This window comes from Nonomuraea sp. C10 (genome assembly GCF_008017515.1).
GTDB classification, from domain to species: Bacteria; Actinomycetota; Actinomycetes; order Streptosporangiales; family Streptosporangiaceae; genus Nonomuraea; species Nonomuraea ferruginea.
Genome location: NZ_VPFF01000001.1, coordinates 3,744,280 through 3,757,089 on the forward strand (window position 1 = coordinate 3,744,280; position 12,810 = coordinate 3,757,089).

The 12,810-nt window shown below is 74.2% G+C and carries 11 protein-coding genes; 4 read left to right on the forward strand and 7 right to left on the reverse strand.

All coding sequences use genetic code 11. The annotated features are described in order from the left end of the window. The first annotated feature begins 14 nt into the window (after nucleotides 1-14). Nucleotides 15-977 carry an Acg family FMN-binding oxidoreductase gene (locus tag FR742_RS17155; RefSeq protein ID WP_148031870.1) on the forward strand — a complete coding sequence of 321 codons (963 nt, stop codon included), beginning with the start codon at nucleotides 15-17 and terminating at the stop codon, nucleotides 975-977. Continuing rightward, nucleotides 970-3,576 carry a GNAT family N-acetyltransferase gene (locus tag FR742_RS17160; RefSeq protein ID WP_148031871.1) on the forward strand — a complete coding sequence of 869 codons (2,607 nt, stop codon included), beginning with the start codon at nucleotides 970-972 and terminating at the stop codon, nucleotides 3,574-3,576. Before FR742_RS17155 ends, FR742_RS17160 begins: the two co-directional genes overlap by 8 nt. Before the next feature lie 52 nt (nucleotides 3,577-3,628). On the opposite strand, the gene FR742_RS17165 is transcribed toward FR742_RS17160, so the two are convergent. Further along, nucleotides 3,629-4,282 carry a CBS domain-containing protein gene (locus FR742_RS17165; protein ID WP_148031872.1) on the reverse strand — a complete coding sequence of 218 codons (654 nt, stop codon included), beginning with the start codon at nucleotides 4,280-4,282 and terminating at the stop codon, nucleotides 3,629-3,631. A gap of 77 nt (nucleotides 4,283-4,359) precedes the next feature. Next, nucleotides 4,360-5,202: a universal stress protein gene (locus FR742_RS17170; protein ID WP_148031873.1), complete on the reverse strand. Its 843-nt coding sequence runs from the start codon at nucleotides 5,200-5,202 to the stop codon at nucleotides 4,360-4,362. A 125-nt stretch (nucleotides 5,203-5,327) separates the two neighbouring features. Here FR742_RS17170 and FR742_RS17175 point away from each other — a divergent pair, with 125 nt between their 5' ends. Continuing rightward, the gene (locus FR742_RS17175; RefSeq protein ID WP_148031874.1) at nucleotides 5,328-6,077 is read left to right on the forward strand and encodes an HAD family phosphatase; all 750 of its coding nucleotides are present in this window, start codon (nucleotides 5,328-5,330) and stop codon (nucleotides 6,075-6,077) included. Beyond that, entirely contained in the window at nucleotides 6,074-8,995 is a 2,922-nt protein-coding gene (locus FR742_RS17180; protein WP_148031875.1) for a pyridoxamine 5'-phosphate oxidase family protein, read from the forward strand. The genes FR742_RS17175 and FR742_RS17180 overlap by 4 nt, the downstream gene beginning before the upstream one ends. A 79-nt stretch (nucleotides 8,996-9,074) precedes the next feature. Here the strand turns inward: FR742_RS17180 and FR742_RS17185 are convergent, their stop codons facing one another. The 5 genes from FR742_RS17185 to FR742_RS17205 form a co-directional block, all read right to left on the reverse strand. Beyond that, a complete protein-coding gene (locus tag FR742_RS17185) occupies nucleotides 9,075-9,848 on the reverse strand; it encodes a DUF6544 family protein (RefSeq protein WP_148031876.1) in 774 nt (257 codons plus the stop codon). Beyond that, nucleotides 9,845-10,696: a universal stress protein gene (locus tag FR742_RS17190; RefSeq protein ID WP_148031877.1), complete on the reverse strand. Its 852-nt coding sequence runs from the start codon at nucleotides 10,694-10,696 to the stop codon at nucleotides 9,845-9,847. Before FR742_RS17190 ends, FR742_RS17185 begins: the two co-directional genes overlap by 4 nt. A gap of 283 nt (nucleotides 10,697-10,979) precedes the next feature. Further along, on the reverse strand, nucleotides 10,980-11,462 hold the full coding sequence (locus FR742_RS17195) for a universal stress protein (protein ID WP_148031878.1): 483 nt from the start codon (nucleotides 11,460-11,462) through the stop codon (nucleotides 10,980-10,982). A gap of 54 nt (nucleotides 11,463-11,516) precedes the next feature. After that, nucleotides 11,517-12,230 (reverse strand): uridine kinase, encoded by a 714-nt coding sequence (locus FR742_RS17200; protein ID WP_148031879.1) that lies wholly within the window; start codon nucleotides 12,228-12,230, stop codon nucleotides 11,517-11,519. A 55-nt stretch (nucleotides 12,231-12,285) separates the two neighbouring features. After that, on the reverse strand, nucleotides 12,286-12,804 hold the full coding sequence (locus FR742_RS17205; protein ID WP_148031880.1) for a flavodoxin domain-containing protein: 519 nt from the start codon (nucleotides 12,802-12,804) through the stop codon (nucleotides 12,286-12,288). Nucleotides 12,805-12,810: the final 6 nt, after the last annotated feature.

Consider the following 12,810-nt stretch of genomic DNA (forward strand, 5'->3'; position numbering starts at 1 on the left):
GCAGGAGGTGCGTCATGTCCCCTACCCTCGTCAGCGCCGACCTCGGCGTCCGGCGGCTGCTCTTCGCGGCCGGTCAGGCGCCTTCGGTCTACAACACCCAGCCGTGGCGCTTCCACGTCGTGCCCGGCCGGCGCATCGAGCTGCTGGCCGACCCCGACCGCAGGCTGCGGGTCGCCGACCCGCGCGGCCGTTCCATGATGGTGAGCTGCGGGGCCGCGCTGTTCAACCTGCGGCTGGCGGTGCGCTACGTGGGCCGCCGTCCCATCGTGTGGCTGCTGCCGGATCCGGCGGAGCACCCGCTGCTCATGGCCGCCGTGCGCACCGCCGACGGCCGCCCGGTCCGGGGCGAGAACCGCGAGCTGTACGAGCTGATCCCGGTGCGCCGCACCAGCCGTGAGCCGTTCTCGGACCGGCCGGTGCCGCCGTCGGTGCTCGGCGACCTGCGCATCGCCGCCTCACGCGAGGGCGCGAGCCTGGTGCCGCTGGACGCCGAGGGCGTGGCCGAGATGCTGGACCACGTGGCGCTGGCCGAGGACGAGCTGTCCCGCGACCACGACTATCAGGCGGAGCTGGCGGCGTGGACCATGCCGGGGGCCCGCTTCGACGGGGTGCCCGCCTACGCGCACGGCCCGCGCCCGGTCAGGGACCCGGCGCCGGTGCGCGACTTCGGCCGGCACGAGCGGGACGCGCGGTTCGAGGAGCACCCGCAGCTGGTGGTGCTGACCACGCAGGGCGACCGGCCGATCGACTGGCTGCGCGCCGGGCAGGCACTGCAGAGAGTGCTGCTGACCGCGACCAGGCACGGGCTGTCCGCCTCGTTCCTGAACCAGCCGCTCGACCTGCGCGACATGCGCCGGCGCAGGGACCCGCACCACCGTCGGGGCCACGCCCAGATGATCATTAGGCTGGGTTACGGACCTCAGGTGCCGGGTAGCCCGCGCCGCCCAGCAAGCGAACTGGAGAGGCAAGATGCTTGACGGATACGACGTCCTGCTCCGCGACGGCGGCATCGCCCACCTGCGCCGGCTGCGTCCCGGCGACCGGGAGGCGCTGCACGAGCTGGTGGACCGCTCGTCCGAGCGCTCGGCGTACCTGCGTTTCTTCACCGGGGGCCGGGCCACCGCGCACGCCTACATGGACCGCGTCACCGGCCCGGAATGGGCCGGGCACGCGCTGGTGGCGACCGTCCGGGATCGGCTGGTCGCGGTCGCCGAGTACATCCCGGCCGGTGACGGCAGCGCCGACCTGGCGATCCTGCTGGACGACGCGGTGCACGGCAACGGCCTCGGCACGCTCATGCTGGAGCACCTGGCGGTGAACGCCGCCGCCAACGGGGTGCGCACGCTCGTCGCCGACGTGCTGGCCGAGAACCGCCAGATGATCAACGTGCTGCGCGACCTGGGGCTCGACACCACCCACGAGTTCGCCGGCGGCAGCCTGCACATGGTCGTCGACGCGCGCGTCACGCCGCGGCTGCGGGCCGAGATCGAGGCCCGCGACCACGCGGCGGAGCGCGCCTCGCTGGACCGGGTGCTGCGGCCGCGCTCCGTCGCGGTGATCGGCGCCTCCCGCGACCCGTCGTCCGTCGGGCACACGGCGCTGCGCAACCTCGTCGACGGCGGCTTCGCCGGCCCCGTCTACCCGGTCAACCCGAGCGCCGGCGAGATCGCCGGCCTGACCGCCTACCCGAGCGTGCTGGACGCGCCGGGCCCCGTCGACCTGGCCATCGTGGCGGTGCCCGCCCAGCACGTGCTGCGCGTGACCCGCGACTGCGCCGAGGCGGGGGTGGCCGGGCTCATCGTGCTGACCTCCGGGTTCGCCGAGGCGGGCCGGCCGGGCGCCGAGGTGGAGATCCTGCGCGTGTGCCGGGGCGCCGGCATCCGGCTGATCGGCCCGAACTGCCTGGGCGTGGTCAACAGCCACGCCCGGCTCAACGCCAGCTTCCTGCCCGTCACCCCGACCGAGGGCCGGGTCGGGCTGGTGTCGCAGTCGGGCGCGGTGGCGGCCGCGCTGCTGGAGCGGCTGGACGTGTCCATGTTCGTGTCCGTCGGCAACAAGGCCGACGTGAGCGGCAACGACCTGCTGGAGTACTGGGAGGACGACCCGAACACCGACGTCGTCGCGCTGTACCTGGAGTCGTTCGGCAACCCGCGCAAGTTCGCCCGCATCGCCGGGCGGGTCGGCCGCAAGAAGCCGATCCTGCTGGTCAAGAGCGGCCGCACGGGCGCCGGCGACCGGGCGGTCCGCTCCCACACGGCGGCCGCCGCCACCCCGGACGTGGCCGTGGACGCGCTGGTGCGCGCCTCCGGCGTGATCCGGCTCGACAGCGTGCACGAGCTGATCGACACCGCCCGGCTGCTGTCCACGCAGCCGCTGCCCGCCGGGCGGCGGGTGGCCATCGTCGGCAACTCCGGCGGGCCGGAGGCGATGGCCGCCGACGCGTGCGAGGCGGCCGGGCTGTCGGTGCCGGAGCTGCCGGCCGGGCTGATCGAGGCGCGCGGCAACGCCGCCGTCGGCAACCCCGTCGACCTCACCGCCGACGCGAGCGCGGCGGAGCTCGGCGCGGCCATCGAGGCGGCCGCGGGCTCGGACGCGGTGGACGCGGTCCTGGTGGTCTACACGCCGCCGTTCGGCTCCGGGCTGGAGAAGACGCGCGAGGCCATCGCGGCCGCCGCGGCCGGCTCCGCCAAGCCCGTGCTGGCCTGCGTGGTCGGTCACGACGGCGTCATCGACGGCAGGGTGCCCAGCTACGCCTTCCCCGAGCAGGCCATCAAGGCGCTGACCCAGGCCGCGCGGTACGCCGAGTGGCGCGAGCGCCCCCTGCCCGAGCACGAGGAGCCGCCCGCCGCCGACGTGGAGTCCGCCGAGGAGATCGTCCGGGCGCATCTGCACGAGAACCCCGACGGCGGGTGGCTCTCCCCCGCCGCGGCCAACCGGCTGCTCGCCTGCTACGGCGTCGACGTGGCCGAGGCGGTTCCGGTGCACGACGCCGACGCCGCGGCCGAGGCCGCCGGCCGCGTCGGGCTGCCCGCGGTGCTCAAGGTGACGGGGCCGGTGCACAAGAGCGACGTCGGCGGCGTCCGGCTGGGCCTGAAGACGGCCGCGGACGTACGCGACGCCTACCAGGACATGTCCGCCCGCATCGGGGCGGAGATGAACGGCGCGATCGTGCAGAGGATGCTCCCCGCCGGGGTGGAGATCATCGTCGGCGGGGTCAACTATCCGACGTTCGGGCCGCTGGTCATGGTCGGGATGGGCGGCGTGACGGCCGACCTGCTGGCCGACCGCGCGTTCCGGGTGCCGCCGGTGGGCGCGGCCGCGGCCAGGGAGCTGATCGGGGAGCTGCGGTGCGCGCCGCTGCTGTACGGCTACCGCGGCTCCGCGCCGGCCGACGTGGAGGCGCTGTCGGGGCAGATCGCCCGGATCAGCCGCCTGCTGGAGGATCTGCCCCAGGTCGCCGAGCTGGACCTGAACCCGGTCATCGTGACGCCGGACGACGCGGCGGCGGTGGACGTGCGGATCCGGGTCGCCCCGGCCCAGGCGCCGCCGTCGCCACTGCTGCGCCGCATGCGCTGACACGCCGGAAGGGGGGCCGCCCGGCCGGGCGGCCCCCCTTCCGCGTTCTCTCTCACATCAGCGGCGGGACGGCCATCAGGTCTCCCTTGTCGTGTTCGAGCTCGGAGACGACGTCCACGACGCCCTCCACGGCCCGGACGGCCGCCACGAGCGCGACGGCCTCGGAGGTCCACCGCACCCGGCCGCCGAGGGTGACGACACCCTGCTCGACGCGGACGGTGAAGTCGCCCTCCGGCAGCCGGGCGCGTACGTCGGCCTCGACGTCGGCGGCCGGGCGGGTGAAGACCCGCAGCACGTCGCGCTGGTGCAGGGTGCCGGCGATGCGGCCGGTGACCGGGTCGATCACCGGCACCTGCTTGATGCGCCGGTCGTGCATGACCCGGGCGGCGTCCCTGACGGTCATGCCGGGGGTGACGGTGATGGCCGGGGAGGTCATCAGCTGGCGGGCCCTGACCCCGGCGGCCTTCTGGTGCTCCAGCCGCTGCCGCGGGCCCTCGAAGATGGACACGCTGTGCCGTACCGGGTCGATCTCCTTGAGCAGCAGGTCATCCTCCGACACCACGCCGACGGGGCGGCGGTCGGCGTCGATGACGGTGACGGCGCCCACGGCGTAGCGTTTCATGGCGCCGATGATGTCGCTGAAGGACGCGTCCTCGAGCACCGCGATGGCGACCCGCCCCATGACGTCCCTGACGTGAATGGTCATGATGCCTCTCCTTCCACTTCCACGATCGGTCATGGGGCCGGCCACCGGCAGCGGCGAAGGTCCCATCCCGCCGGGACCTAGGACCGGACCACCGCGACGGGGCAGCGGGCCTGGTGCAGCACGCCCCGGCTGACGGAGCCGAGCAGCGCCGAGGCCACCGCGCCGCGGCCGTGCGAGCCGACGACGACCAGGTCCGCGCCGGCGGAGGCGTCGGCGAGCTCCTCGACCGGCCGCCCTGACCGCACGTCCTCGACGACGTCCACCTGCGGGTACTTCTCCCTGAACGCCGCCAGCCGGTCGCTGACGGCCTGCCGCCTGGCCTCGCCGATCTCGTCCAGGTCGTACGAGACCTCGGGCGCGAAGGCGTGCACCGGGAGCTGCCAGGCGTGCAAAGCGCGCAGCCGGGCGCCCCGGAGCCTGGCCTGCTCGAAGGCGTAACCGAGCGCCGCTTCGCACTCGTGCGAGTCGTCCACCCCGACCACGACCTCCCCGCGCGGCGCGAACCGCTCGCCGCGCACGACCACCACGGGCCGGTGCGCGTGCCCGGCGACGTGCGTGCTGACGGAGCCGAGCAGCGCGCCGGACAGGCCGCCCAGCCCGCGGCTGCCGACGACGATCTCGACCGCCGACCCGTCGAGTCCGCGCAGCACCCCGGCGGGCGACCCCTCGACGGTCTCGGCGGTCACCTCGACGGTCGGCTGGCGCTCGTGCACCAGCGCCACCGCCTCGGCCAGCGCCTTCTGCCCGGCCTTCTGCAGCGTGTCGGGCGCGACGCCGGCGGGGAACCTGGTGATCTGGTACGGGGCGCGGTCGACGGCGTACACGACCCGGAGCGGCTCGCGCATCCGGAACGCGTCGCCGGCCGCCCACTCCACAGCGGCCCGCGAGGTCACGGAGCCGTCGACACCTACAACGATCATGATGTGCCTCCTCGTGTCCCTTTCATGACACCGCGTGCCGGGGCCTCCCCGGCAGGGCCGGAGGTCACATCAGGGCGAGGCGAACGGCCATGGATGTCCTGCCTGCTCGGGGGTAGCGTCTTGCCATGGCCGCGATCGATCTCAACACGCTGCGCGCCGTGGTCTTCGACACCGACGGCGTGGTCACCGACACCGCGAGAGTGCACGCCGCCGCGTGGAAGCACGTCTTCGACCGCTTCCTCCGCGGCCGTTCCGCGCCGTTCGACATCCGCGACGACTACCTGCGCTACGTCGACGGGCGACCACGCCTGGACGGCGTGCGCACCTTCCTGGCCTCGCGCGGCATCACGCTTCCGGAGGGTGGCCCTGAGGACGAGCCGGGCGCCCCGACCGTGCACGGGCTGGGCATGGCCAAGGACGAGCTGTTCGTACGGCAGATCGCCGAGCACGGCGTGGCCGCCTTCCCGTCCACCGTGGCGCTGCTGCACGAGCTGCGCAACCGGGGCTGCCGCACGGCGGTGGTCTCGGCGAGCCGGCACTGCCGGGCGGTCATCTCGTCCTCGGGCCTGCTCCACCTGTTCGACGTGCTGGTCGACGGCAACGACGCGGCCCGGCTGGGCTTTCCCGGCAAGCCGGACCCGGCGCTGTTCCGGGAGGCCGCGCACCGGCTCGGGCTGCCCGCCGCCGAGGTGGCGATCGTGGAGGACGCGCTGCCGGGCGTGGAGGCCGGCCGCAGGGGCGGCTTCGAGCTGGTGGTGGCCGTCGACCGGGCCAAGGCGCAGGCGGAGGCGATGATCCGGGCGGGCGCGGACGTCGTCGTGCACGACCTGGCCGAGGTGACCGTGGCCGGGCGCGTGCCGGTGGGCCGCCGATGACGCCGTGGATCCTGGCCTACGAGGGCTTCGACCCGGACGGTGAAAGACTGCGCGAGGCGCTGTGCACGCTCGGCAACGGGCGGTTCGCCACCCGCGGCGCCACCCCCGACGGCCTGCGCCGCACGCCCGGCACGTACGCGGCCGGCGTCTACAACCGGCTCACCTCCCCCGTCGCCGGGAAGACCGTGACCAACGAGGACCTGGTCAACCTGCCCGACTGGCTGCCGCTGACGTTCGCCACCCCGGGCTGCGACTACTTCCACCCGGAGGACTCCGACCTGCTGGAGTACCACCACGCGCTCGACATGCATGCCGGTGTCCTGACGCGCGACCTGCGCTGGCGCGACCCGCAGGGCCGGATCACCCGGGTGCGGCAGCGGCGCGTCGTGTCGATGGCCGACAGCGCGCTCGCGGCGCTGGAGACCACGTTCACGGCGGAGAACTGGTCGGGCCCGCTGCGTGTCCTGTCCGCCGTCGACGGCGACGTCCGCAACGACGGCGTGGCCCGCTATCGCGACCTGCGCGGCGACCACCTGACCGGGCACGCGACCGGCGTCGAGGACGACCTGGGCTGGCTGACCGTCACCACCCGCGGTTCGGGCGTCACGGTCGCGCTGGCCGCCCGGGTGGACGCGCCCGCGAAGCAGGAGCTCACCGCGGAGCCGGCCCGGGTGACCTCCTGCCACGTGCTCGACCTGGTCGAGGGCGAGACGGCCGCCGTGACGAAGGTGGTGGCGCTGCTGACCTCGCGCGACCCCGCCATCCACGACCCCCGCTCGGCCGCGGTCCGGCGGGCCCGGCTGGCGCCCCGCTTCGACGAGCTGCTGGCCCGCCACACCACCGCCTGGGACCGCCTGTGGGACCGCGCCCGCATGGACGTCACCGAGCCGGAGATCGCCCAGGCCATCCACCTGCACGTGTTCCACGTGCTGCAGACGATGTCGCCGCACACCGCCGACCTCGACGCCGGGGTGCCCGCGCGCGGCCTGCACGGCGAGGCGTACCGGGGGCACGTCTTCTGGGACGAGCTGTTCGTCCTGCCGTGGCTCAACCTGCGCTTCCCCGACGTCTCCCGCGGCGCGCTGCGCTACCGGTGGCGGCGGCTGGACGAGGCGCGCGCGGCCGCCCGCGCCGAGGGGTACGACGGCGCCATGTTCCCCTGGCAGAGCGGCAGCGACGGGCGCGAGGAGACCCAGACGCTGCACCTCAACCCCGAGTCGGGCCGCTGGCTGCCCGACGCCTCCCATCTGCAGCGGCACGTCGGCCTGGCCATCGCCTACAACGTGTGGCAGTACCACCTGGTCACCGGCTCGATGCCGGACTGGTGCGCCGAGCTGTTCATCGAGATCGCCCGGTTCTTCGCCTCGCTCGCCGTGCTCGACCCCGCCTCCGGCCGGTACGAGATCCGCGGCGTGATGGGCCCCGACGAGTACCAGACGGGCTATCCGGACGCCGGCTCCCCCGGGCTGGACAACAACGCCTACACCAACGTCATGACGGTGTGGCTGCTCCTGCGGGCGCTGGAGATCGCCCCCTCGGTGCCGGCCGTGGGCTCCCGGGAGCCGGCCCGCTGGGCCGACATCACCCGCCGCATGCGGGTCGACTTCCACGACGGGGTGATCAGCCAGTTCACCGGCTACGCCGACCTGCCCGAGCTCGACTGGGAACGCCACCGCGGGGTGCGCCGCCTGGACCGGGCGCTGGAGGCCGAGGGCGACGACGTCAACCGCTACAAGGCGGCCAAGCAGGCCGACACGCTGATGCTGTTCTACCTGCTGAGCGGTGACGAGCTGCTCGGCATCCTGGACCGGCTCGGCTATCCGGCCGATCCCGGCCTGATCCGGCGCACGGTCGCCTACTACCTGGAGCGGACCAGCCACGGCTCCACGCTCAGCGCGCTGGTGCACGCGTGGGTGCTGGCCTCGACCGACCGGGCCACGTCGTGGAACCTGCTCGTCGAGGCGCTGATGAGCGACATCAAGGACGTGCAGGGCGGCACGACCGAGGAGGGCATCCACCTCGGCGCGATGGCCGGTACGCTCGATCTGTTGCAGCGGTGCTATCTGGGGCTGGAGGTGCGTGACGACGGGCTGCGTCTCGACCCGCTCCTGCCCGACCGGCTCGGCACGTTGTCCCTGCCCATCCTGGTGCGCGGCACACGGTTCGAGATCGAGGCCCGCGACGGCATGGTGCGGGTCAACGGCGAGACGGCCGGCCGCGGCACCGGCCGCACCTTCACCTTCGACCAAGGGGGAACGATCATGGCAGGCACCGGCGACCTCGGACGCCGCATCGCGCATCACCGCGAGCGCCTCGGGCTGACTCGCGAACAGGTCGCCGAGCGGGCGAAGGTGTCCGCCGGCTACCTGGAGTATCTGGAGGAGACCCCGGCAAGCCCGACGTCCGAGACCATCCATCGGCTGGCTGAGGCCCTCGGCACCACGGCCGACGACCTGCTGGGCGGCGGCCGGGAGCGGCCTCCCGGCCGTGGCCCGGCGGCGGCGTCCCCCTCGCTGGAGAAGCTGGACCGCGAGGAGTGCCTGCGGCTGATCGCGCCGGGCGGCATCGGCCGGGTGGCGTTCAACGGCTCCCACGGCCCGACGGTCCTGCCCGTCAACTACAAGCTCCACCAGGGCGCGATCATCTTCCGCACCTCCTACGGCGGGGCGATGGACCGCGACCTGCGCACCGGCATGGAAGGCGTGGAGATCGTCGTCGGCTTCGAGATCGACCAGATCGACGAGGCGCAGCGCGAGGGCTGGAGTGTGCTGGTCCAGGGGCCGTTCCACCATGTCCCCGAGGAGGAGGTGGCCGAGGTGATCGGCGCGGACGTGACCCCGTGGGCGGGCGGCGAGCGCCTGCTCTACATCCGCATCATCCCGCAGCAGATCACCGGCCGCCGGATCCACGGCCTGTGAACGACAAGGACGTCCTGCGCCGCTACCTGCGGGAGACCCGCGAGGCTGCCCGAGCCGCCGGCCGGGCGGCCGGGGGCGGCTAACGGTAGACGGCGTCCTCGACGGTGAAGCGGATGAACTCGCCTTCGGCCCGCCGCTCGGTGCCCGGCCACCAGCCGCCGCGCAGCCACACCGGGATGGTGAACCCGTCGAAGGTGGCCTCCCGCCCGCATTCCACCCCGAACGGGTGCCGGCGGTAGCCGCCGCCGTCCGGGTCGCCCCAGCGCGAGACGGTGACGCCGGCCAACCGGCCGTCGTCGTCCACGGCCAGCCTGACGTCGAAGTCCTCGTCGCCGACCGGCATGCTCGCGACGGCCTCGTACCTGTCGACGTGCTTCCAGCGGACGCGCGGGTCCAGCGCGGCGGCGGGGACCAGCACGAACTCGCTCGCCAGCCGCCCCGCGGCGCTGCGGCTGATGTCGTGGTCGGAGCCGGACATCACGGGCAGCGCGTCCAGCATCCGCCAGCGCATCTCCCCCACGCCGCCGTGGTAGCGGTCGAAGCCGTGCACCGGTAGCAGCCCCACCCACGCGGTGGCAGCCCAGACGAAGCCCTCCATCGGCTCCAGCGCCTGGGTGGCGTGGAAGCGCCGCCAGGTGCCGAGCTTGATCTCGCCGCGCGAGCGCAGCACGACCGAGCGCAGCAGCGGGGTGCCGGGGGCGATGGCGTGCAGCACCCAGCGCCGTGCCGCGTCGGGCAGCGGGTCCGCCTGCTCCGGGTCGAACCGCGGCGCCCCGGCGGTCACGGCCTGCAGGGTGTCCCAGTCTCGCCTGGCCTGGGCGCTCAGGTGCGGCGGCGAGACGATGACGGTCATGACCGGGCTTCGCGGGGACGTACCACCGCGACGGGGCAGTGGGCGTGGTGCAGCACCCCGTGGCTGACGGAGCCGAGCATCGTGGAGGTGAACCCGCTCATCCCGCGCGTGCCCACCACGACCAGGTCGGCCGTACGGGACGCGGCGGCCAGCGCGGGCACCGGGTGTTTGGAGACCACGGTCTGCACGGACCGCACTCTCGGGTACTTGTCCAGCCAGGGCCGCAGCCGCTGCGGGATCTCGTCCTCGATGCCGGGCGGCGGCACCGGCCCGAACCCGGCCGGGTGCGGGTAGGAGACCGGCTGGTGCTTGGCGTGGAGGACGCGCAGCCTCGCCCCGCGCGCCTGGGCCTGTTCCATCGCGTACTCGACGGCGCACTCGGCGTCCACGGAACCGTCGTAGCCGACCACCACCTCGTCATGGGAGACGCGGTAGTGACCTCTGACGACGACGACGGGACCGTGCGCCTGGTTGGCCAGGCCGAGCCCCGTCGAGCCGAGCACCAGCCCGGCGAACCCGCCGAGTCCGCGGCTGCCGATGACCACGGTGTCGGCGGTCTCGGTCTCGGTCCGCAGCCGCTCCACGACCGCGCCGGTCACCATCGCGGTGCTCACCTCCAGGTCGCGCGCCCGCTCGCGGGCGCGCGCCGCCGAGCGTTCCAGCAGCCGCTCGACCTGCACGGTCAGCGAATCGTACCCCTCGGACGTCACCCACTCGCCGGCCCACGGCTCGCGCACGTACACCACGCGCAGCGCCAGCCCGCGCCGCCCGGCGTCCGCCGCCGCCCAGTCCAGCGCCAGGGCAGCGCTGTCGGATCCGTCCACGCCCGCGACGACGTGTCTGCCCATGTCCAGCCTCCTCGAGTACGGGAGCGCGGGTGAGCACCCGTGACTCCTCCCGCCCGCTTCCCGCCGGGGTGTCCGCTTCCATGCTCACCCGACGGCAGCTACCCGGGCAGGGCCGCACGTCACCCCGCCGCCAGGACCTTCGACCTTCAACCGGGCAAACGTTTCACCCAGTGCGGGGAACGTACGAGGCCGACGACGAACAGCCTGAGCGGCACGCGACCGCTGGAGGTTGACCGGTTCGTCCTGCGCGTACGCCTGTGCGAGCGGCGCTGTCGTGCCGGGTTCAGCAGGGGGCCGCCGCGCCCGCCGCCACCGGCTGACGCGCGGTGGGCTGTGGGGTCGTCGGTTGCGGGGTGCCGATGACGGCCACGGGGCAGGGCGGCCAGCGTAGGCAGGCGAGCAGTACCGCGCCCAGCCGGCCGTCGCCCGCGTGGTGCGCGGCCGAGCCGAGCACCAGGAGGGCCGCCGCCCGGGCCTCGTGGCGCAGGACCACCTCCGGGCGGCCCCTGATGGTCCGCCCGGTCACGGCCACGTCCGGATAGGCGGCACGCGCCCGCAGGACGGCCCGCTCCAGGACCGCTTCCGCGTGTTCGCCGGTGCCGTGCCCGCCCGTGGGGCGCGCGTAGGGGGCGAACGCGCGGGCTCGTGGTTCCCAGGTGTGCACGACGACCAGCCGCGCCCCCGCTCGCCGGGCCTCGCCCGCGGCCCACATCAGGGCCGCGTCGCCGCCGCCCCTGCCGTCAACGCCCACCACGATCTGTTCCATGCCTCCATGGTCGGCGACCCCACGGTGGTGCCGGCAGGGCCGTTCCTCCCGACTTCATGGGTCTTTGGTCAGCGGGTGAGCGAAGTCGGTGTTGTCGATCACGACGTCGGCGCGGGCGATCGGGTCCGCCTCGCGCTGGTAGACGCGCTGGGCGACCAGGTAACGGTCACGGTGGATCGCCTCGGCGCCGGAGCCTGCCCAGTCCTGGTCGCGGGCGGCGCCGCGGGCGACCGACAGCTCCTCATCGATGTGCATCCAGACGCGGTAGTCCCAGTACGCGTCGATCTCCGGGCGGAAGGCGAACACGCCGTCCACGATGAGCACGCTGTCCGGGGAGAGCGGCGTGACGACCGCCGAGTGGTCCACCTGGGTGAGGGGGTCGATCGAGCACAGGGCGCAGGCTTCGGCCCGCGGGGAGCGGCACGGGTCCAGCAGCAGGCGTCTGGCGGACTCGTAGTCGTAGGCGTTGCGGTAGTAGCCCTCGCCGGACTCCCTGTCGTAGAGGTGGCGGTCCTTCCACGGCTGCTTGAAGTCGTCCAGCGTGGCGCGCAGCGCCGGGCGTCCGGCGGCGGCGACGGAGGCGGCCAGCTCGTGGCCGAAACTGGTCTTGCCCGAGGCGGTCAGGCCGTCGATCCCCACCAGGAGACGGCCGTCGCCCAGGGCCAGCACCCGCCGGGCGATCTCGCCGACCAGGGCGGCTCGTTCGGGGGACGCCGGGCCGGGGCAGGGCTGCTGCCACGTGGAGACGGAGTGATCGATCTGCGACACGGCCCCAACCTATCCAACCGCCTGTCGCGTACACGGGCAGGATGCCCCCGGGACCTCAGGAGGCCGGGACGGGGAAGGAGGCCGCGAGGGTTTCGCCCCACTCGCGGGCCCGGTCCAGCTCGCCGTCCACGAGAGGCCCCTTCGTCCCGATGACGTAGAAGCTGTGGGCGGGCGCGGCGCTCCTGACGCCGAGGCGGCGCAGCCGTCTGGCGGCGCCGCGGGCGGCCGACCCCGGCAGGCGGGGCTTGGCGACGCGGGTGTCGAAGGCGGCCGCGGCCAGCCGGGCGGAGCCGGTACGCAGGCCGGACAGCCATTCGCGGATGCCGTCGCCCCGGGACACCAGCCCGTCCGGGGCGTCCTGGGCGGCGGACTGGCGGGTGGTGGCGCGGCTCATGGCGAAGGCGTGTGTGGGCCCGCCGACCACGAGGAGAGTCACGTCCTCGCCGACGGCGGCGGGCGCGGAGCCGACCTCGACCACGTCGGCCCGCATCCGCCCGGCCAGTCCTTCCGCGACGGCCTCGGCGATCCGCCGGGTGTTTCCGTACATCGACTCGTAGACGACGAGCGCGCGCATGCCGCG

What these genes read in the sequence shown, in the direction of transcription:
- FR742_RS17155 (WP_148031870.1), top strand. Translation starts at nt 15, where the DNA reads ATGTCCCCTACCCTCGTCAGCGCCGACCTCGGCGTCCGGCGGCTGCTC.
- FR742_RS17160 (WP_148031871.1), top strand. Translation starts at nt 970, where the DNA reads ATGCTTGACGGATACGACGTCCTGCTCCGCGACGGCGGCATCGCCCAC.
- FR742_RS17165 (WP_148031872.1), bottom strand. Translation starts at nt 4,282, where the DNA reads ATGACCATTCACGTCAGGGACGTCATGGGGCGGGTCGCCATCGCGGTG.
- FR742_RS17170 (WP_148031873.1), bottom strand. Translation starts at nt 5,202, where the DNA reads ATGATCGTTGTAGGTGTCGACGGCTCCGTGACCTCGCGGGCCGCTGTG.
- FR742_RS17175 (WP_148031874.1), top strand. Translation starts at nt 5,328, where the DNA reads ATGGCCGCGATCGATCTCAACACGCTGCGCGCCGTGGTCTTCGACACC.
- FR742_RS17180 (WP_148031875.1), top strand. Translation starts at nt 6,074, where the DNA reads ATGACGCCGTGGATCCTGGCCTACGAGGGCTTCGACCCGGACGGTGAA.
- FR742_RS17185 (WP_148031876.1), bottom strand. Translation starts at nt 9,848, where the DNA reads ATGACCGTCATCGTCTCGCCGCCGCACCTGAGCGCCCAGGCCAGGCGA.
- FR742_RS17190 (WP_148031877.1), bottom strand. Translation starts at nt 10,696, where the DNA reads ATGGGCAGACACGTCGTCGCGGGCGTGGACGGATCCGACAGCGCTGCC.
- FR742_RS17195 (WP_148031878.1), bottom strand. Translation starts at nt 11,462, where the DNA reads ATGGAACAGATCGTGGTGGGCGTTGACGGCAGGGGCGGCGGCGACGCG.
- FR742_RS17205 (WP_148031880.1), bottom strand. Translation starts at nt 12,804, where the DNA reads ATGCGCGCGCTCGTCGTCTACGAGTCGATGTACGGAAACACCCGGCGG.